Source organism: Chitinophaga varians, assembly GCF_014529945.1.
Taxonomy (GTDB): Bacteria; Bacteroidota; Bacteroidia; order Chitinophagales; family Chitinophagaceae; genus Chitinophaga; species Chitinophaga varians.
This window is the reverse complement of record NZ_JACVFB010000001.1, coordinates 1,447,703-1,469,033: the sequence shown is the minus strand read 5'-3', so window position 1 is coordinate 1,469,033 and position 21,331 is coordinate 1,447,703. Positions and strand designations below refer to the sequence as shown.

The 21,331-nt window shown below is 50.9% G+C and carries 14 protein-coding genes; 3 read left to right on the top strand and 11 right to left on the bottom strand.

The features are described from left to right. The first annotated feature begins 116 nt into the window (after positions 1-116). Together ICL55_RS05470 and ICL55_RS05465 are read left to right on the top strand one after the other, a co-directional pair. Complete coding sequence (locus tag ICL55_RS05470; protein ID WP_188095024.1) at positions 117-986, top strand: helix-turn-helix domain-containing protein; 870 nt, start codon at positions 117-119, stop codon at positions 984-986. A 98-nt stretch (positions 987-1,084) separates the two neighbouring features. Then, positions 1,085-2,203 (top strand): epoxide hydrolase family protein, encoded by a 1,119-nt coding sequence (locus ICL55_RS05465; protein WP_188095023.1) that lies wholly within the window; start codon positions 1,085-1,087, stop codon positions 2,201-2,203. Positions 2,204-2,341: 138 nt separating this feature from the next. On the opposite strand, the gene ICL55_RS05460 is transcribed toward ICL55_RS05465, so the two are convergent. From ICL55_RS05460 to ICL55_RS05410, 11 genes are all read right to left on the bottom strand, one after another. After that, entirely contained in the window at positions 2,342-4,759 is a 2,418-nt protein-coding gene (locus tag ICL55_RS05460) for a glycoside hydrolase family 127 protein (RefSeq protein ID WP_188095022.1), read from the bottom strand. A 36-nt stretch (positions 4,760-4,795) separates the two neighbouring features. Then, on the bottom strand, positions 4,796-7,168 hold the full coding sequence (locus ICL55_RS05455) for a glycoside hydrolase family 127 protein (protein WP_188095021.1): 2,373 nt from the start codon (positions 7,166-7,168) through the stop codon (positions 4,796-4,798). Between the two features lie 8 nt (positions 7,169-7,176). Next, positions 7,177-9,156 carry an alpha-L-arabinofuranosidase C-terminal domain-containing protein gene (locus ICL55_RS05450; protein WP_188095020.1) on the bottom strand — a complete coding sequence of 660 codons (1,980 nt, stop codon included), beginning with the start codon at positions 9,154-9,156 and terminating at the stop codon, positions 7,177-7,179. A 155-nt stretch (positions 9,157-9,311) separates the two neighbouring features. Next, positions 9,312-10,028: an NUDIX hydrolase gene (locus tag ICL55_RS05445; RefSeq protein WP_188095019.1), complete on the bottom strand. Its 717-nt coding sequence runs from the start codon at positions 10,026-10,028 to the stop codon at positions 9,312-9,314. Between the two features lie 53 nt (positions 10,029-10,081). Next, a complete protein-coding gene (locus ICL55_RS05440) occupies positions 10,082-11,764 on the bottom strand; it encodes a sodium:solute symporter family transporter (protein WP_188095018.1) in 1,683 nt (560 codons plus the stop codon). A gap of 94 nt (positions 11,765-11,858) precedes the next feature. Next, complete coding sequence (gene araA / locus ICL55_RS05435; RefSeq protein ID WP_188095017.1) at positions 11,859-13,337, bottom strand: L-arabinose isomerase; 1,479 nt, start codon at positions 13,335-13,337, stop codon at positions 11,859-11,861. 11 nt (positions 13,338-13,348) lie between these two features. Then, a complete protein-coding gene (locus ICL55_RS05430) occupies positions 13,349-14,047 on the bottom strand; it encodes an L-ribulose-5-phosphate 4-epimerase (RefSeq protein WP_188095016.1) in 699 nt (232 codons plus the stop codon). Positions 14,048-14,049: 2 nt separating this feature from the next. Beyond that, complete coding sequence (locus ICL55_RS05425; protein WP_188095015.1) at positions 14,050-15,723, bottom strand: ribulokinase; 1,674 nt, start codon at positions 15,721-15,723, stop codon at positions 14,050-14,052. A gap of 505 nt (positions 15,724-16,228) precedes the next feature. After that, positions 16,229-18,169, bottom strand: coding sequence for a glycoside hydrolase family 97 protein (locus ICL55_RS05420; protein WP_188095014.1), 1,941 nt, complete (start codon positions 18,167-18,169; stop codon positions 16,229-16,231). 155 nt (positions 18,170-18,324) lie between these two features. Next, positions 18,325-19,044, bottom strand: a complete 720-nt coding sequence (locus ICL55_RS05415; RefSeq protein ID WP_188095013.1) for a LytR/AlgR family response regulator transcription factor — start codon at positions 19,042-19,044, stop codon at positions 18,325-18,327. Between the two features lie 13 nt (positions 19,045-19,057). Beyond that, positions 19,058-20,113, bottom strand: a complete 1,056-nt coding sequence (locus ICL55_RS05410; RefSeq protein WP_188095012.1) for a sensor histidine kinase — start codon at positions 20,111-20,113, stop codon at positions 19,058-19,060. A 292-nt stretch (positions 20,114-20,405) separates the two neighbouring features. Between ICL55_RS05410 and ICL55_RS05405 the strand changes: the two genes are divergently transcribed. Next, a complete protein-coding gene (locus ICL55_RS05405; RefSeq protein WP_188095011.1) occupies positions 20,406-21,326 on the top strand; it encodes a hypothetical protein in 921 nt (306 codons plus the stop codon). Positions 21,327-21,331: the final 5 nt, after the last annotated feature.

The following is a 21,331-nucleotide window of genomic DNA, read 5'->3' as shown; positions in this document are numbered from 1 at the left end:
ATCTTTTTATTAACCGTTGTCGTGTGTTCATGATAGTTATCAAGCTATAAAAGAGAGGGTGTCTTAAAAATAAATTGGAGACACCCTTTTTCCTTTTCAGTTTTTGAGGTAGGTTTATGCACATCATTGATCCGATCATGCAAGTACACCGGCACATTCCAACATATCCGCTCTCAGACTTCATTCAGCACATTGTTTATGTTAGTGGGTCATTATCAATACCTTACATCAAAGAGCTCCCGGAAGGCGGAATAAACCTCGTAATTGAACTGAATGAAAATACCCTGAATACAGTTTATCCGGAAATAAACACCGCCTGCAAAAAAGAGGTGAAGAATGCCTGGATCTCGGGGATGCAGAAACAGGCGATCCTTTACAAAAACAATCCCCATTCTACTATCATCAGTGTCCGTTTTACGGTGGGTGGCTTTTTTTCGCTTACGAAGATACCTATTAGCGCATTAGACAATGTAGGTGTTGAGGCCGAAGCTGTTTTTGGGAGTTCCTTCATGCGATTGTATGAAAAACTACTCAATGCTACCGCCATGGCAGAGAGGTTCTCATTGATCGAAAACTACTTTTTACAATATTCGGTTGAAGAGAACATGGGATACCATATCGTGAGATTTATAAACCAGCATATCGACAAACCCATTGACTGGCTAATACAGAAATCCGGCTATTCTCAAAAGCACGTCATTCACCTGCTTAAAACATATACGGGCTTTTCACCAAAATACCTGCAAAGAATTCATCGGCTACAGCAGGTGATTACTGAAATCCAAAAAAACAAGACCCATATCGACTGGTTCTCCATCATTCACCGGTACGGCTATTTTGACCAGGCCCATCTCATAAAAGATTTTGCCCATTTTTCAGGGTTAAAGCCAACGGAGTATCTGAGATCTCAATTAGCCCTGGATGAAAATGAGCTGGTGCCTGAAATGATCCTGCAATTTCCCAATGATCATCCGGATGCAAAGTAAACCCCCGACTTAGTGACAAGTGTCCCTGGTAAATTTTTTACAATGACAGGAGAAGCCTGCTGACTATTTTTGTACTCAACAAAATAAATACAACAATTATGAAACCTTTTAGCATCAACGTACCGCAAGAGACACTTAACGATCTGTCAGCAAGACTGAAACAAACGAGATGGACGGATGAACCTGGGAATGCCGGGTGGAATTATGGCACCAATCCGGAGTATTTGCGGGAACTGGTGCACTATTGGCAGACAGCGTACGATTGGAGAACCCACGAAGCGGAGATCAACCAGTTTCCCCAATACAAGACCGAAATAGACGGCATTACCATTCATTTCGTTTATGTAAAAGGCAAGGGAGAAAATACCTCACCGCTGATCCTGAGCCATGGATGGCCAGACTCGTTCTATCGCTTTCTCGAGATTGTTCCAATGCTGACCAATCCAACTGAAGGCGGTCATTCTTATGACCTCGTGATCCCTTCCATACCCGGGTTTGGTTTCTCCCAACAAACGGCCCTGAATAGCGATAAGACAGCAGCCCTGTTCAACAAACTCATGACAGCAGTATTGGGATATTCCACCTACTTTGCCGCAGGCGGTGATATGGGTACTTTGATCACGAAGTCGCTGGCCGTGCAGTTCCCAGACAATGTAAAGGCTATTCATTTAACTGATGTAGGCTATCCCAACGGCAGCGAGGACTGGTCAACGATGACACCCGCCGAACAGGCGTTTGGACAACAAATACAACATTGGTTCTTTACGGAAGGCGCGTTTAATATGATCCAGTCAACTAAGCCACAAACTCTGGGTTATGGGCTCAACGACAGCCCCGTGGGACTGGCCTCCTGGATCATCGAAAAATTCCATGCCTGGAGTGATCATGACGGAAATCTCGAAAATTCCCTTAGCAAGGACAAACTGATCACCAACATTATGATCTACTGGGTAAGCCAATCCATTAATTCATCCATCAGAACATACGCCGAGAATGCGCGCGCAGGTTATATGGGGGGGCTGCAATCCTCTCAACGGGTAGGTGTTCCAACGGGGGTGTCGCTGTTTCCCAAGGAAGCCCAATTCCCTAAAGAATGGGCGGAAAGGATGGCCCATGTCGTAAGCTTCAATATAATGGGCAAAGGAGGTCATTTTGCAGCGATGGAACAGCCTGAGAGCTATTCCGGGGAGCTTGCCGGGTTCTTTGGGAAAATGTGATCGCATTGCTGCACGGAGCCTGTTTCTCCGACAGGCATCATTTCATGACCGGAAGGTGTCTCAAAAATAATTTTGAGGCACCTTCTGTCGCATTTTGAAATAAATCATCTCAAAATGAGCTTTTTTTAACGGAGACAGTTATTGAACGATCCATTCCTGAATACCGGCGGCGTTTTCAGCGGGCAGCTGCACTTCCATTTTCAGGGCAGAAGTTTTCACGGGGTCAAACTGCACGGCGTTGTACTGGTCTTTTGCCGTGCCATAGCCGCTAACATTTTTCACCGGCACCCATTCACCGGCGCTTTTGTAATACAGTTTCCACGAAGCGGGTACGCGGCAGCCGCCAAAGGGACCATCATCATACCAGTATACGCTGGAAGAAGAGATGGTATACTCCTGGTCGAAATCGTACTGTACCCATTCCAGGGTGCCTTGTTTAGGCCACCAGTGAAAATACAGGGTGCTATTATCTTTCGAGTCCTTTGGCTCAAACTGGTCGTTCAGCGCCATGTACATCTTTTTGTTCGGGACAGAAGCGCTGACTTTACTTTTAGCAGCGATGGTGGGTATCGGTTTGGGGCGGGCAGCCGCCTCTTCATAGGGAATCCACACCGTCATTTCTCCGGCGCCACGGTTGGCCCAGGCGTAATAGGGTATAGCCGTCACCGTTTGGTGCGATTTTACCAATGCCGTGCTATTTAGCTGTCTGCTGGCCGACACGCCGTCCATCTCCAATACTGTAACGCCATTCAGCAGAGAAGGCTTGTAAACAGCTTTCACCACCGCATTTTTATCTACGATGATATGCTGTACAGAGGCATCTTTATTGTCAGGGCCTTCCAGGCAGTACATGATAGGACCGCGTTGCAGCGCGAAGCGGTTTTTATCTGCTTCCACGAGACTGTCGGCCAGCAGCTTTTGTATGTCCATCGGGAAATCCAGGCTGACCTTGTCGTTCGTTTTCCAGGTGCGTTCCAATACCGCATAACCTTTCTCCAGGCGATATTCCGCAGGCTGGCCGTTCAGGAGGATGCTGATCTTTTTTGGTGGGGTGCCTGGCGCATCCACATAGAGATGGCCTGGTACCGGTTTGTTCTGTGCCCACCCCGGAATGCGGACGTGCAGCGCGAAAGCGGCGGCTTTGGCCGGAGTTACCGTGATCTCCGTTTTCCCGTCCCACGGATAATTCGTGCGTTGGGTAAGCGTCACTTTTCCTGCCGGCAGCGTTATATCGGCCGTATTACCGACAAAAAGATTCACATACAGGTGATCAGCATGCTGGCCATATACGTAACCGGGCATGGAGGGAAGGAAACGGGTCATGTTGGAAATACAACAGGCGCATCCAAACCAGGCACTGCGCTGGTGCTGGCCCATGGAAGCCAGCGGATTAGGATAAAAGAAATGATCGCCGCTGAGGGATACGCCGCTGAGCAAACCGTTATAGAGCGTGCGTTCCATCACGTCGATATATTTCGCGTCGCCATGCAGCAGGAACATGCGGCTGTTCCAGTACACATTGGCAATGGCCGCACAGGTTTCCGCGTAGGCCGACATATTGGGCAAGTCATATGGCTGGCCAAAGGCTTCACCGTTGCCGGTAGCGCCGATACCGCCGGTGACATACAGTTTCCTGTTCACCACGTCCTGCCAGATATTGTCGATGGCAGACAGGTACTGCTGATTGCCGGTCAATGCTGCCACATCGGCCATGCCGGTATACATATAGGCGGCCCTCACCGCGTGTCCTACGGCTTCGTGCTGCTCCGTCACCTTTTTATAGGACTGGTTGTACTCGCCGCTATTAGGTTTACCCGGACCGCGTACATCGAGGAAAAACTTAGCCAGGTCGAGGTATTCCTTTTTGCCGGTTACGCGGTACATCCTGGTCAGCCCCGTCTCCACGATCTGATGGCCGGGAAAACGTTCTTCCTTGCCAAATCCGAATACGCTGACCAGCAGGTCGGCATTTTTTATGGCGATGTTCAGCAATGTTTTTTTACCCGTAGCCTGGTAATGCGCTACGGCTGCTTCAAACAGATGGCCTGAGTTATACAATTCATGGCTCAGGTCTTCTTCTTTTTCCCAGCGTTTGGCGCCCATCCAGGGATGGGGATGGGTGGTTTTCATGGTCCTGAAAGTATAGAGGTAGCCATCTTTCTCCTGCGCCGCGCCAATAATAGCGATCAGCGTGTCCAGATACTTTTCCAGTTCCGGATTTTTCTGCACCTGCAAGCTGTAGGAAGCGCCTTCGATCACTTTATAGAGATCTGTATCATCGAAGGTATACTCGGTCATTTTATCATCTGAAAGTTTGCCGGCGGCGCGTAGGAAATTGTCGATACGCCCCGTCTTCCGGCATTGCTCCAGCGTATAGGGAATAGACACGTCCGCGTTTACTTTTATTTTAGGCGCCCAGAAACTATCCGACACATGCACCTGCGTAAAGGGCACCGGCTGGATGGGATAATCCTTTTTCAGCTGGGCGGGCGCGGTGCTGGCAACTCCCAGGCAAACCAGCCATACTATCAGGATCTTTCTACTGAAAAAATTCATATCAATTGCCATTAAACAATTAAACATATTACGAACTTAAAAAGAGGTGCCTCTGATCATTCTAACCGGCCCATATACAGGACCGGCGCTGTTATTGGCGCGGGCCTGCAATTTTACCGTCACTGTTTGTTTCCCGCGGGTAAGCGCTATCGGCAACGGATATATGATCTCGTGGAATTTGCTGGCCTTGTATTGATTAAGATCTTCGGTGGCGATCTTTTTATCGTCGATGAGGACATCAAAAGTGCGGTAACGATTGTCCATTCCCCAATAATAACACAGCAGGCTGTTCTCCGTAGCACTGTCCACTTTCATGGTGAAGGTCAGCGCGCCGCCTTCCTCCGCGATGCGCCATTTGCGGCCATGCTCTTCGCCGGTATTGGTTTTATCTGCTGCCAGCTGATGATCTCTTTCCGGCTGCATTTCTCCAAGGCGCAGTATATCGACCGTACTGGCTTCTATCTGTTGCTGTCTTCTTTTCTCTGCGGCATATTTTTCCTGTTGCACGGCCCACTCCTGTGGTGTAAAAACGTCCCAGTATACACTGTAATGCTCATTTTGCACGGTACTGAAGGGTACCAGTTGAAGCTCCTGCGGCTGACCTACCTGGTGGGTCCGGAATACGAGCGACTGCTGCGGACCGCGGGCGACCCATTTGGCGGCATTGCGCTCCGGCGTTACCAGCACCGGAATACCAGTAACCGGGTCCGGTTCTTTTTCTCCCAGTATACCTGCGAGTACGACCGGTCCATATAGCAGGGCGATGCGACCGGGATTGTCCGGCATAGCTTCGCTATAGATGCCCATGGGAAGTGTCAGCGTTATCTGGTCGCCATCGTTCCATTTCCGGTCCAGCAAGAGGTAGCCGTCTGCTCCGACGATTAGCTTCGTTTGTACCTTACCGTTAACAGTTACCCGCGTACTTTCCTGTACCCAGCGGGGTTTGCGAATGCGCAAAGGAAAAGATGTTGCCTTTGTGGTGTGGATGGTCAACGATACTTTGTTGTCTGTTGGCAGCTGCGTGGTTTGTTCTACAGTGATGTTCCTTTCACGCCAATGCAGACGCGAAGGGATAAACAGGTTCACATACAAACTACCGTCTGTTCCCTCAAAATAAATGCTCTCACCATATTTCACGTGGTTCTCCATCCCTGAGCCCACGCAGCAGGTAAAGGTGTGGAAGGAATCGCTGAATTCCTTGCGGGCGCCCATTCTCAATGGCACGAAATAACACATCATACCGTTCTGATGGTTTTGTGAGGCGAGGATATGGTTGTACAATCCGCGTTCATAGTAATCCATCAGGTTGGCAGCGGGGCGCAGCGCAAACAGGTGCCGTGTCAACTTCAGCATGTTATACGTGTTGCACGTTTCCATCGTGTTGTCGGTCAGCTGGTCGTTCAGTTTATCCGCCGGCCCCAGGTATTCATAGTTACTGTTGCCGCCGGGCGCATAGGAATGATGGCCCGTCACGGTGTTCCAGAAGAAAGCCGCCGTGGTGCTGTCTTTCCTGCTGCCGGTGAGTTCATAGCGACGGATGCAACCTATCACTTTCGGTATCTGTGTATTGGAATGTTTGCCGGGCAATACGTCCAGCTGTGCAGCCAGGGAGTCGAGGATACGCCTGTCATGAAATTTGAAAGACATGTCCAGATATTTCTTTTCCGCGGTCAGCGCGTAGGTATTTACCAGCACATCATTCATGCCGCCATATTCGCACAACAACATTTTTTGCACCAGGGAGTCAGGGAGATGATGGACGATGGTCCCTGTCCAGTCGGCCATGCCTTTTTCAATCGTCAGCGCCTTTTTATTATCACAGTAGAGGTAGGCGTCCAGCAGACCGGCCATTATTTTGTGTACGGTATACCAGGGCGACCAACCGCCGTTCAGGTCAAATCCGCGGGAACGGATATTGCCTGCCGACACCTGCGCCCACAAGGTATCTTCGCCGGGTATAGCGCCCAGGTAGCCGGTCCGGCGGTGCTCCTGGCATACCGCCAGCTCATCAACGATGTAACTGACCCGGTCGAGGAAACGTTGATCGCCCGTAGCTGCATATTGCATGGCGCAGGCAGAGAGGTAATGCCCGAGGGTATGCCCCGCCAGTCCGGTAGACTCCCAGCCGCCGTAGCGTTCTCCTTTGGCCTTTAACCCCGCATGATTCCGAAAATCTGCCAGCAGCCTGTCGGGCTCCAGTATCAGCAGATAGCGGGCATCTGCTTCCATGGCTTGTCTGAACGGTCCGTCCAGCACCTGCACGTCCCGCAGGGGAAAAGTATATGCCTTCACCGGTACCACTGGTTTCACTTTTACATGAGCATCATGCCTGCCGGGCACATAAGATTGTGCAGCCACATGTGCCAGTCCGCTATGCAGCGCCAGTAAAACAAGGAATAACTGCTTCATAACAACGCCTACTTGTTTATTTTAGCCCTGATCACGTAAAAAGACCAGGGTGTAATTTCTGTACGGATCGTTTTGCCTTTGATGGTGATGTTCTTTTCTTCCGGGGCAATACCCATCGGCTGTTCCAGCGAATTAGTCTCCTGGAGATGGCTGCTCCGCAGGATGGTCAACCGGCCATTGGCCGCCAGGCCTTTTACCCCTTCTACCGCCACTGTTACCGGTTTGACGGAAGACGCCGCGTTTACCAGTTTAATCACCAGTTCGCCACTCTTTTCATCCACTACCGTAGAAGCATATACGCTGTCTTGTCCGGTGATCACCTGGTTATCTTTTAGTATCGGCACCACCGCGGTGCCTTTGTTATTGGCGTAGAGTTTCTGCACGTAGTAGTTGGGTGTGCCATAGGAGCGCAGGTTATCGAACCAGATGAGGTCCGGCGCCCACTGCCACCCGTCCACATGTGCCAGCAGCGGCGCATAAGAGGCCATCTCCACCACATCGGCATTGCGTTCCAGGCCCGTCATGAAAGCCGCTTCCGTCAGAGCGCTCTGCCAGTTATTTTTGTGCTCGCCTTCAATGCCCCTGCCGTGCGCGGCATACTCACCGGCAAAGATCTTCGGCCCTTTGCGGTCGTAGGTGTCGTACCGGGCCGCGTTACTGAGGAACCATTCCGGTGAACTGTAATAGTGCTCGTCGAGGATATCTGCCTGCAATTTGCGGAGCGTATCGTTGAGGAAATTAAATTTATCGCCTGACGGACCGGGGCCCAGACTATTGACCAGCCTGATATCCGGGTATTTATTTTTGATGGCCTTTGCAAACAGCGTATATCTTTCTACGTACTGCGGGCCCCATTGTTCGTTGCCCACGCCTATCATTTTCAGGTTAAACGGAGCAGGGTGCCCCATCTTCGTTCGCAGCGCGCCCCACCTGGTATGAACGTCGCCGTTGGCAAATTCGATCAGGTCCAGCGCGTCCTGGATGTAGGGGTCCAGTTCGTTGACGGCCACCACTTCGGCACTATTATACTGGCAGGCCATCCCGCAGTTGAGGATCGGTAGCGGTGATGCGCCGATATCTTCTGCCAGCAGGAAGTATTCAAAGAAACCGAGGCCAAACGACTGGAAGTAATCCGGCGCGGCGCGGTGGGCAAACTCAGTATTCCAGCGGTTGATGATCAGCTCCCGCTCGTTCACGTCACCCACCGTTTTTTTCCACTGATAGCGGTTCCCCAGTTCGCGGCCTTCCACAATGCAGCCGCCGGGAAACCGGAGGAAACCGGGATGCAGATCGGCCAGTAACTGCACCAGATCGGCGCGGAGACCATTGCCGCGTTCTTTCCAGGTATGTTGCGGGAACAGGGAAATCATATCGGCATCGATGACACCGGTGCCGGTGAAAGTCAGCTGCAGCTTGCCTTTCTGCGCGCCGGCAGTAGCCGTAAAACCGGCTTTATATTGTTGCCAGTTATCACCGGACGGTGATATGGTAGTCGCACCGATGGTTTTACCGGCATCATCGAGCAGCGTGATGGTGAGCTTTACCGCGCTGCCGGCCCGCTGCCGCGCATACAGGGAGAAGTGGTACTGCTCCCCTGCTTTAATGCCCATCCCACGAAAGCCTTCATTGACCAGCGCAAAACTACGTGCAGCCGGCAGGGTTATCCGGGCAAAACGGGGATTGGAACTGTTATTCTCCTTACGGTTGATGATCGTGATCTCCCCTTTGGAAACCGCGTCTTCAGGGATAGTCCAGCCCATCAGCGGAGCGCTGAATTCAAAGGAACGGTTTTTCACCAGCTCCGCATAAATGCCTCCGTCGGCACTGAAATTGATGTCTTCAAAAAAGATACCCCACATGCCGGGAGACACAGTTGCTTTTACGTCTGCTGCCTTCACCGTAAAACTCAGCGGCTGCTGAGCAGTAGATGGAGCAGCGTACATGCCGGCCAACAAGGTCAGGGAGGCGATGACAGATTGTATTTTCATATGCGCTAATTCCTGTTTTTCATGGTATACGAATGTAATGGCATACAGGTTGGCACTACACTTTAATTGTCAATAAAACAATTATATTATTTTATAAAAAAAGTGTTCCCGGCGGGAACACAGGTCGTTGTACGACTACAGCGCAACAGCGCTTGTTACAAAGCGCTGTTGCGCAATATATGCGGATCGGGCACGAAGTTTAGAAACGCATGAAAATTGGCATTATACTTTTTCCGGTCAATCTTGTAGTACCAGGCGCCCTTTTTGGAACTCAGCTTGTCTTTATCGGCCAGCTTCACCAGCAGTTTGGTAGAAAGCACCTTGCGGCTGAAGTTACCTTTATCGAACGTGGTATGATATACGGATTCATACAATTGTTGTAGCTGCGGGATGGTAAACTTGGCTGGCAGCAACTCCAGCAGCAGTGGGTGCAAAGCCGCTTTGTAGCGGAGCTTTTCCTTTGCCAGGTCCACCATCGCTTTATGATCAAAGATCAGGTCAGGATGATGATTGATCGGGAACCATACTGCATGGAAATCTTCGTTGAGCTGTTGCTTGTACTTCTGGATATCTATGAGCGCGGTATAAGCAACAGACACCGTACGTTCCACGGAATCACGGGATGGTGAACTGAAGGCATGCAACTGCTCCATATAAATACCATCCAGTCCCGTGAGATTTTTCAATACCCTACACGCTGCCTCTTCCGCACTTTCATGCTCTTGTATAAAACCGCCTACCAGGCTCCACTTGCCTTTACAAGGCTCAAACCCTCTTTGTATCAGCAACAGTTTCAGTTCCTGGCCATCGAATCCAAAAATGATACAGTCAACGGCGAATAACAACCTGGTCTGCTGCGAGTATCTTTTCATAATAACAAATTAGGAGATGAAAGTACAATATATTGATGGGAATTCCCACACTCCTACCAGAAGCGGATATACAGGGCAGATAACAACAATAAGATGGTTACGATCAACACGGTGGTTGCCGGGGTGATCTTAAACATGGCACGGTCCAGCACAAACGCTTTGGGATTGACTTTGGGCCCTGCGAAACTGATGAGCACCATCACGATCATGGTAAACATAAAAGCCAGCCCCATGCAAATAAGGAAAGGTATCTCATAGCCGCCTTTTCCATTGGGATAAGCCGTATAGCACCAGGTTTCATGACCCAATACCGCTGGTGCAAACTGGTTGAAGAACACACACAGGGTGAAACCCGTGATGATGCCCGCCACCGCAGCCGCGCCGGTAGTACGTTTCCAGAACATGCCCAGCAGAAACATGGCGAACACGCCGGGACTGATAAAGCCGGTATATTTCTGGATAAAAGTAAACCCTCCTTCCCCACCGATGCCCAGCAAATCGTTCCAGGTGAAAAGGATGCCCAGCAGCATGGCCGTTATCACCGTGATGCGACCGGTCCATACCAGTTTTGCCTCTGAAGCGTCTTTCCTGATGTATTTACGGTAGATGTCCAACGTAAAAATAGTGGAGATACTATTGGCCTTCCCCGCCAGGGAGGCTACAATAGCAGCCGTTAAAGCCGCGATGGACAATCCTTTCAGCCCGGAGGGCAGAAAACCCAGAATAGCCGCGTAGGCTCCGTCTTTACTGGACAGACCGGGCAGGTGGCCGTTTTTCTGCAATACATAGGCAGCAATACCGGGCAGCATCACAATCACCGGCATCATTATCTTCAGCAGGCCGGCAAAGAGGATACCGTGCCGGGCGGTTTGCAGATCAGCGCCCAGCGCACGTTGCGTAATGTACTGGTTGCAGCCCCAGTAGTTGAGGTTGACAATCCATTGTCCGGCTGCATACATGAGTATGCCCGGCAGCACGAGATATTTGTTGATATATTCCTGTGAGGAGCCGGCAGTTGGCTTGGCCAATATCATATGAAAATGGTCTGGCGCATCTTTCATCAGGGCATTAAAACCAGCCAGGGCATTATGTCCCAGGCCAAACTTTTCACTCACCAGCGTCAGTGCCATATAGGTGGTGGCCAGTCCTCCGATGATCAACACCCCTACCTGGATCACATCCGTATAACCGATCACTTTCATGCCGCCCAGCGTAATAATGATAGCAAATACAGACAGCGCGATCATCACCACATGCAGGTACTCTCCGCCCAGCAGACCGTTGATGGCCAGTGCGCCGAGGTATAAAATAGAGGTCAGGTTCACAAACACATAGAGGAATAACCAGAATACCGCCATGATCAACGCTACCGTTTCGTTGTAGCGTGTTTTCAGGAACTGTGGCATGGTATAAATTTTATTCTTCAGGTAGATGGGAATAAACCAGACAGCGATAATGATCAGTGCGATGGCGGCGATCCATTCGTAGGCAGCCACGGCAATCCCCACAAAGTAGCCGTCGCCGCTCATACCGATGAACTGCTCAGCAGAGATATTTGACGCAATCAGCGAAGCGCCGATGGCCCACCAGGTAAGCGACCCTTCGGCCAGAAAGAAATCTTTTGTATCTAAGTCGGTTTTCTTTTTCTTCCTGTATATCCAGTAACCATATACGGCCACCACGATGAAATAAATAATGAAGACGAATATATCGCCGGCGGAAAGAACGTTTTGCATAACGGGCGTTTTATTAGCTTAGGGCTGAAGAAGTTGGCATAGCTGCTGCCGGAGCATTCCTGGTGTTTCTCCTGGAATACTCCGGCAGATGGGTTTATTGATAGCAGGCATCGTTCCAGCGCAGCTCATTTCTGAACTCTCGGAGGTCCGTGTTTTTACCGATGAGGGCCAGTTCAATACCAGCCATGTCTGCAAAGTCCTGCATATGGGCAGCGGTCAGGTTCTGGCTGTAACAGGTATGATGGGCGCCTCCGGCCAGTATCCACGCGGTACAGCCTTTTTTCATGTCCGGATAGGGTTTCCATAACACGCGCGCTACCGGCAGCTTCGGCAGGTCCTGCGGTGGCGTCACGGCTTCCACTTCGTTGACCAGCAGGCGGAAACGGTTGCCCATATCCACGATGGAGGCGTTGATAGCCGCACCGGCAGCGGCGTTAAACACCAGCCGCACCGGGTCCGCCTTCCCGCCTATTCCCAACGGATGTTTTTCACAGAAAGGTTTGCCAGCGGCGATAGACTCGCAGATCTCCAGCATGTGGGAGCCCAGCACCATGGGGTCGGCCGGATTAAAGTGGTAGGTATAATCTTCCATAAAAGAATTGCCACCCGGCAAACCGCTGCCCATCACTTTCATGGCCCTTACCAACGCGGCCGTTTTCCAGTCGCCTTCGCCGGCAAAGCCGTAGCCGGCCTTCATGAGGCGTTGTACCGCGATACCGGGCAACTGTATCATCCCATGCAGGTCTTCAAAAGTATCAGAGAAGCCTTTGAAATTTCCTTCTTCGAGGAAGGCTTTCAGTCCCAGTTCTATCCTGGCCGCATCTTTTAGCGCAGGGTCCTGCAGCAAAGCGGCAGATACCGTATAGGCGTCGCCGTATTCTTTCACCAGCACCGCTACGGCGGTATCGGAAACACCGTTGATCACCTGTACCAGATCGCCGATACCGTGGGTATTGCAGGAGAAGCCCAGCTTCGACTCAGCTTCCACCTTATCACCGTCTGTTACTGCTACATAGCGCATGTTGTCTCCAAAACGTACAAAACGCGCGCCCTGCCAGTCGTGCCAGCCGGCAGCCACTCTGGCCCAGGCGCCCAGCTCTTCCAGCACTTCCGGGTCCTGCCAGTGCCCGGTGATCACCTTCCGGTTGATACGCATGCGGCTCATCATAAATCCGAACTCTCTGTCTCCATGCGCGCTCTGGTTGAGGTTCATAAAGTCCATATCTATTTCGCCCCAGGGGATGTCGCGGTTGAACTGTGTATGCAGGTGGCAGATAGGTCTGGACAAGGCTTTCAGTCCACGTATCCACATCTTGGCGGGCGAGAAGGTATGCATCCAGGTGATGACACCGATACAATTGGCCGTGCTGTTGGCTTCCATGCATACGGCATAAATTTCATCCGGTGTTTTTACCGTGGGCTTGTATACCACGGTAACGGGTATACGGGCATCTCTGTTGAGCGAAGCCGCAATTTCCTGGCTGTGGGCTGCCACCTGTTTTAATGTTTCCTCGCCATATAAGTGCTGGCTACCTGTTACAAACCAGATCTCGTAGTTTTTCAGATTAATCATGTTCGTTTGTTTTACTGCCCATAGTAGGAATTGGGTCCGTGTTTACGTTCAAAGTGTTTTTTGATCAGCGCGTCTTTCAGCCGGGGTGCGTTCCCGTTAATGGACTCTGTGAGATAAGCCATTTGCGCCACCGACTCCAGTACGGCGCTGTTGTATACTGCTTTGGCAGGTGTTAGGCCCCAGGTGAAGGGCGCATGGTTCCCTACCAGGACCATTTCTATTTCTTCGTATGACAACCCGCGCTCCGCCAGCGTGTTCATGATCTGGAAGCCTGTCTGATATTCATAGTCTCCCGCAATCATATCATCCGGCATGGGTGGTGCGCAGGGGATATCGATGGTATTATGGTCTGCATGGGTGGTGCCATAGATAGGGATATCACGCTGGCTCTGTGCCCATGCCGTAGCATAGGTAGAATGCGTATGCACGATACCGCCAATATGTTCCCAGTGTTTGTACAATACGGCGTGGGTGAGCGTATCAGAGGAAGGACGTAGCTGCCCGTCCACTGTTTTGCCGTCGAAGTCGACGATCACCATTTTTTCGGGCGACAACTCCGCATAAGGCACGCCGCTGGGCTTGATGGCAAATACGCCCAGCCCGCGGTCTGCCGCGCTGACGTTGCCAAAGGTGAAGATGACCAGTCCCAGTGCAGGCAGCTGCATATTGGCATCATAGGCCGCCTGACGGATATGTTGATACTGTTGCATAGTTAGTCATTGTTGATGGTGGTGGTAAACGCACCTAAGGCTTTATATTTCCGGTACCTGTTTTCGTATAGGCCGGTGTAGCGGCCGTTAGGCTGATAGGTTACTTCAAAGCCCTGCCCCATGGCCTCCATCGCGTCTTCCACTCTGGTGAAGATGCCGGCGGCAGTGGCGGCGAACATCGCTGCGCCCAGCGCGCAGGTTTGTTCCGAGCGGTGTATCCGTATGGACATGTTCATGACGTCGGCCATCATCTGCATAATGAAGGCCGATTTTTTCGCCACGCCGCCGATGCCGATCAGTCCTTTTACCGGCACTCCTTCCCTTTCGAAGCGCTCCACAATGGCTTTGGCGCCGAAGCAGGTGGATTCTGCCACGGCACGGAAAATGCGTGGTGCGTCCGATGCCAGGTTCAGGCCTGTGAGGGTGCCTCTGAGCGACTGGTCCGCATCGGGGGTACGGCGCCCATTGAGCCAGTCGACGCCCAGCTCATCCTGCTCCTGCGGAGAGAGCTGCGCTGCCTGCCTGGACAGTTCGGTGATCATCCTGCCGGAGGCCTCCTGCGCCAGCTGGGCGGCAATTTCCGGCGTTATGAGCGGGGAAGATGACACCAGGTGTTGTAACGGCCACGCCAGTACGTTGCTGAACCAGGCGTAAGCGTCTCCAAAGGCAGACTGCCCCGCTTCCATGCCCATCATACCGGGGATCACGGAGCCGGGCACCTGTCCGCAGATGCCTTTCACCAGTTTGTGTTCCATTTCTTCCATGGGCGCCACCAGCATATCGCAGGTGGAAGTGCCCATCACCTTGCTGAGGTGGTAAGGCTCTATTTGCCCGCCTACAGCGCCCATATGCGCGTCGAAGGCGCCGATGCCGATCACCACGGCCGTGGAGAGCCCCAGTCTCTCTGCCCATTCCGGGCAGAGGTGACCGGCGGCTTCGCCCGCAGTATAGGTCCTGGTAAAAAGCCGTTTGGTAAAGCCCTGCAACAGCGGATCTACCGCAGAGAAGAAGGCATCCGGCGGAAGGCCGCAAAATTCGGTGGCGAACAACGCTTTGTGGCCTGCGCTGCAAATGCCGCGTTTCATCTGCCGGATATGTTTGCCTCCCGACAGCAGGAACGGTATCCAGTCGCAATGCTCCACCCACGAGTAAGTGGCATTCCGCACCGCTTCGTCTGCCCGGAGGATATGCAGCAGCTTGGCCCAGAACCATTCCGACGAATAAATGCCTCCCACGAAGCGCAGGTAGTTCTGTTCAAAGCTGGCGGCCGTAGCGTTGATGGCGGCCGCTTCTTTCAGGGCCGTGTGGTCTTTCCACAGCACAAACATCGCATTGGGATTATCCCTGAAAGCGGGCGTGAGTGCCAGCGGTGTGCCGGTTTCATCTACCGCAACCGGCGTGGAGCCGGTGGTATCCACGGAGATGGCTTTGATACGGGCAGCCGCTCCGGGGCCCGCCTGTTTCAGGCATTGCCGGATGGTGGCTTCCAGCCCCTCGATATAGTCCAGCGGATGCTGGCGGAACCGGCTTTCGGCGGCGTTGCAGTATAGGCCGTCCTTCCAGCGCGGGTAATAAAATACAGCGGAGGCAATCTCCTGTCCGTTGTGCACATCTACAATGATCGCACGCACCGAGTCGGTACCATAGTCTACTCCTATTACCCAGGATGAGCTCATATGAATTATCTGATTGACGTTTATTTTTAAAAAAACAAAAAGAACAATTGGCGGGCGTTATTTCCGTGGAAAACAGCAGGCAACAGGTGCACTATCGCATACATAACGGCTTTGTCTTTTCATAACATGGATTAAAAATCAACACAGCATGTCTTGCTGTTGTGACAATTCAAAAAAACAAAATAATTGTCATATTCACAATTAAAACATCAAAAAAAACTTTTAAAAAAGATAAAACATTGATCTGTAAAGTATTTCCGGCGATAATAATTTTGCTTCCGTGGCCTATGCCCCCCAAAAGCAAGAGGCACCCGGGAAAATGGCGCCTCTGTTAACTCCGCATGTTGAAACACAGGTTATGTCATCCAACTATGTGTACATCATCCCCGAACATCCCATTATCCTGTAACGGGCGATTATTTTGCTACGGCAGCTTTACGGCTGCACGGCCCTGTCTATTCTTACCGCCACCCCGGAGGCGCTTCTACGCCACGAGGCCCGGAAATTATTCCAACACCATCAGAAACCCGCCATCGGGCTTCATTTCCACTTCTTTCACCGACGTTTTTTCGGCAGTGATATGGTTGATATGAAAAGAGAAGGCATCATCGCCATCTGCCATAAGCAGCCCTTTACTTTTACCAAAATCGGTAAGGGCTACCTGTATCTTTTGGGGTACCTGCTGTGCATTGATCCCCGCGATGTACCACTTCCTGCCCGCTCTCCTGGCCAGGACCACATACCGGCCAGGATATCCGCCCAGGAACTTCACATCGTCCCAGGCAGCAGGCAATGCACGCAACACTGCTTTTACCTGCGCGTCCACCTTCGACATGCCTTCCGGAGATTCCGCGTAGTGTTGTATCCCTGAGAGAAACAGGACAGACAATGCCAACTGAAACCCATTACTGGTTTTTCGTTGAACACCGGACGACACCTTGTACAAGTTCACCGGCGTATAATCCATGGGATCAAACACATTGCGGGTAAATGGCAGTACTGTACAAAGTTCAGCTTCCTTGTCAGCGTCCGCCTGATTAAAGGTGACATTCTCAAATCCCCGCACCGCCTCGGTTGTCAGCAAATGGGGATAGGTACGTGCCCACCCTCTTGGCAGGGTAGCGCCATGGAAATTAACCAGGAGTCCATTAGCGGCAGCATCCTGCAGTATGTCGATGTAGTATTTAATAACAGACTGCCCGTCACCGGCAAAGAAATCTATTTTCACGCCTTTAATACCCATGTTTCTGATGCGTGCAAATTCCCGCATGCGGCTTTCGTGGGTGAGCAACAGGTCCTTCGGCGTGTATTTTACGGTATTCCAGTCGCCGGCAGAATTGTACCAGAGCAACAGCGACACATTTTTTTTCTGCGCATAGTCCGCCAGTTCTTTTATCCGGGCATACCCGATCTTCCGGTCCCAGTCAGCATCTATTAAGCAGTATTGCCAGTTCATCTCCGCCGCCAGATTGATGTACCTGATCTGTTCATCATAGGTAATAAAATCATCCTTGGAGTTGATCCAGCTCCAGGAAGCCTTGCCAGGTATGATAAAGGAGGTATTTTGGAGGACAGCCGGCTTCGCTACATCTGTCCCTGCTGTGGAAGTAATAATGGTTTCAAGCGACCCAATGGTCATTACCCGCCATGGTAAAGAAAAGGGCAAAGCAGCATGAGGGAGATAGCCTTTGCCGGTGATGACCTCCCTCGGGTCAGGGAATCCTATTTTAAAGTTACCGGGCGTACTGCCGGATAGTAAACGGGTGGCGCAATAATTACTGTCGAGCCCTGATTCAGTCAGCAACACCCAGCTGTCTTTTACTTTAAATAAGGCCGGGTACACCCAACCGGTTTTGTTCTCTCCCACATTGGCGATGGGCACCTCCCTACGATAATGTTCTTCATAGGCCGGATTGCTGCTTTCCCATCCCGATTTCGCCACCTGCATGGGTTGCAGCCAGGTGGTTGTTTCTCCGGGAAAATTAAACGTGGTATTTTCCTTTATTACCTGTTTAACACCAATCGACCTGCCTGTGAGCAGATACTTAAACGCCACGGCGTCATTGGCCACCTGAAACACAATGGCCATCTCTGTTTTCTTTTCATCGACGTAATGCAGTATCCTTTGATTCGCCTGGTAACTGACGGATGATTTTTTATAATAGATCATCCGGTAGCTGTCGCGCACCAGGCGGGTATCGGAGGCTGATACAAAACTAAGCTGACGCGACATATCGGCATCCGCCAGCTCCAATCCCAGCAAGGAGGAGTCTATCACCATGGTGCTATTGCGCTTCACACGGTAGTAGATGGTCCCTTCGCTTCCGCTCCATACAGATACCTGTATTTGATGGTCCGGACTATAGATCTGCACAGCCGCTGATTGTCCGGCTACACGTGTCAGCGACAGGAAAAAGATGGACAGGATAAATGATACGCTTTTCATAACTATTAAATGTATATATGCCGCTGTAGGGCGGCCGGGAAACGTGGTAACACCAAATGTAATAAATAAATGTCAATATGACTATTATAATTTATGGCCATCATCAAAAAAGCCGGATGTAGGACATCCGGCTTTTTTGCATAAGGAAAGTGATGTTATTTACTCAGCAGTCGCTTGTTGACCACCTGCATCAGTAGTTCGCGCTGACTGCGGCTTACCGGCAGGGTATGTCCGCCTACCTGCACCATGTTACTGTCCAGTTTACTCACCTGTTGGAGGTTGACAATATAGGACTTATGGATTCTCAGAAAGCTGTCTGCCGGCAGCTGTTGCTCCACGTTTTTAAACGTCAGGTAAGCAATGATTTTAGTATGGATGGTCTGGATGAGGACATAGTTCTGCATACTCTCTACGAAAAGAACGTCAGACAGCATCACCTTTTCGTATACCTGTTTATGTTTCACGAAGATATAATCCGTTACCGGGGCTTGAGGCGCAGCGATCGGCTGTTGACGTGCCCTAAAATAATCCTGTGCTTTCAGGACGGATTGGGTAAACCGTTGCAGGGACAATGGTTTCAGCAGATAGTCCAGCACATTGAGCCGGAAACCATCCAGGGCATAGTCCGGATAGGCGGTCACCAGGATCGTCATCGGCGGGTCGGACAGTGTTTCCAGCAGATGCAGTCCACTTATTTTAGGCATATTGATATCGAGGAACATCAAATCTACCGGGGTTGTCTCCAGCGTTTCCCGTGCAGACGCCACATTATGGCAGGTAGCGATCAGCGACAGGAAGTCAAATGTTTTGATATACTTTTTTAATCCTTCCCGGGCTAGTGCTTCGTCGTCTACGATGATACATTTAATTTCCATACGGCAATTTTTATCAGAGAACATTGATTTTTATTTCCAGGTAGACCATAAACAGGTCTGTTGTTTCTTCTATCCGCAGGAAATGCTGGTCCGGATACAGCAGCGTCAGTCTTTTCCGCACGTTGGCCAGTCCTATTCCTTTAGCGCCGGGAGCCGCCTCCGAGGCAGCCGGGCCGTGCTCTTTACTGTTTTTGACCACAAAGAACAGCGTCCCTTCTTCCAGGAAAAGATCTATACGGATAAAGTTGGGCCGGTCCGGAAACTGAGATACATGTTTGAAGGCATTCTCTACAAAGGAAGTAAGGATCAGCGGAGAGATATAACAAAGCGGCGGATGCGGTTCCCAGTTGCAGGTAACTTCCAGCTCATGGCACCGCCGTTTATTTTCCACGTTGACATAGTTCTGGAGGTAAATAACTTCCTGCTGTAAGGGAATGGCGGGCCTGGAGGCATCATAGAGCTGATACCGTAACATATCGGAGAATTCCAGCACCATCTCTGCCGCCTGGCTGGCATCTCTTTCTATCAGCACATGGATGCTGTTCATCATATTGAACATAAAATGCGGGTTCAGCTGGTCCCGCAGCAACGTCAGCTCCGCTTCCAGGTGGGTATTGCGAAGTTTCTCATGATCGATCATGGTTTTAGCATACTCCTGATAAAAACGGATACCGCAAACCGTTCCGCTGGTGAAAAGCATCCCGATGAAGAGGCCGGGAAACATGGTCTGCATGCCGCACGCCTGCGGGTCTGCCATTACTTTTCTAACGCTGTTGCACAGTGTTGGCAAACTGGCATACACGGTGATCCAACTGGTGACGAGACAGATGATCACCGTCAGCATGGCAAACAGCAGCATCTTCCGGTGCTTTATAAAATACGGGAGCATCCAGTAACAGAGGATAAAGGTGATAAGCGTACCCGGGACCGATTCCATCAGCCCCAACTGAAGTGCTTCCCGGTTAGGGAGCCCCTGCATGCGGACCTGCAAAAAGGTGAGGCCCATGTCCATTGCCCAGATAATAAGGATGACAGGCCAGGTTTTTGTCAGGAAGAATGGCTTAGGCATTAGTCGATTTTAATGCAAAAAAGTAAAAAAAAACCAAATGGAGCGCGATTCGCTCCCCGCTCAGTGCTTATTTATAGCAGGTCGTCCGGCATTTCTGCTCATTAGTCAGCAATTCCGGTGTGATGATCAAAATTCATATAGCCGGGTAAATATTCTCTCTTTCTTTGCAAATGTAAACCGGAAACCAGTAGCAGAGAGAGAAGCTACAGCACTTCTCCTCCTGTACTATGCCTTGGCACCGTTGTCATATTAACAAACCATTTGTCTAAGTAAAAACCTAAACTGCAATTTTATGAAACATCGCAAAACGGAGCGAAAAGTTCATCAGTCCCGACTATCTGTAGCCCTGTTGGGAGTTACCCTGTTAGCAGGATCGGCCTGCAATAAGTTACCATTACCAGAAGGAGGCCATGGTACCGGCACCGGTGGGAAAACACCGCCTACCACCCCTGCTCCTGCTCCCGGGCTGCTTACCCGCATCAATATGGGCGGCACCCAGGGACTTATTCAGCTGATCAGCTATAACCAGCAACGGCAGCCTGTGCTGATTACCCAATATGCCGGTAATATGCTAACAGAAAAAGATTCTGTTATTTATGACACCAACGGTAAACTGCAAAAAGTGCTGAACTACTCCCCCGACTTCCTGACAGCCGGAAAATTTACGTTGTCCGGCAATACAAAGTTTGAATGGGACGCTGCAGGCAACATCACGCGGAAAGCAAGTTACGACCAGGAAACAGGCAAGCTGGAAGAAGATGAACAATACACTTATGACGCCAACGGCAATCTGGCCACTGTTACCGCTGTAACAGGCGGCGGTATCAATCTGAAGTTGGTCACCACGTATTCCTATGAGCAGAAAAACATCCATAAGGAGACGGTCACCGATGGCACTAAAGTCATCTCCCAATTGTCTGTGACTGGTTTTGATCAGCACCCCACCCACATCACCCATCCCCTGCTGCGTTATTTGCTGGATGGCTCCGGACACGAGGTATTCAGCGAGCAAAATCCGCTGGAGACAAAGAAGATCCAGTACGTCACCCTTAACGGTAAACAGGACTCCCTCGTAACGGTACAAAAGAATGCTTATGAGTATAACACTGCCAATCGCCCGGTAAAAGTGGCGTTTACCACGACTACCTATAGTGTCGGCAATCAGCAGCCTGTTAACGGTAAAGGAAATATCGGCTACGAATATAGCAAGTAACCAGA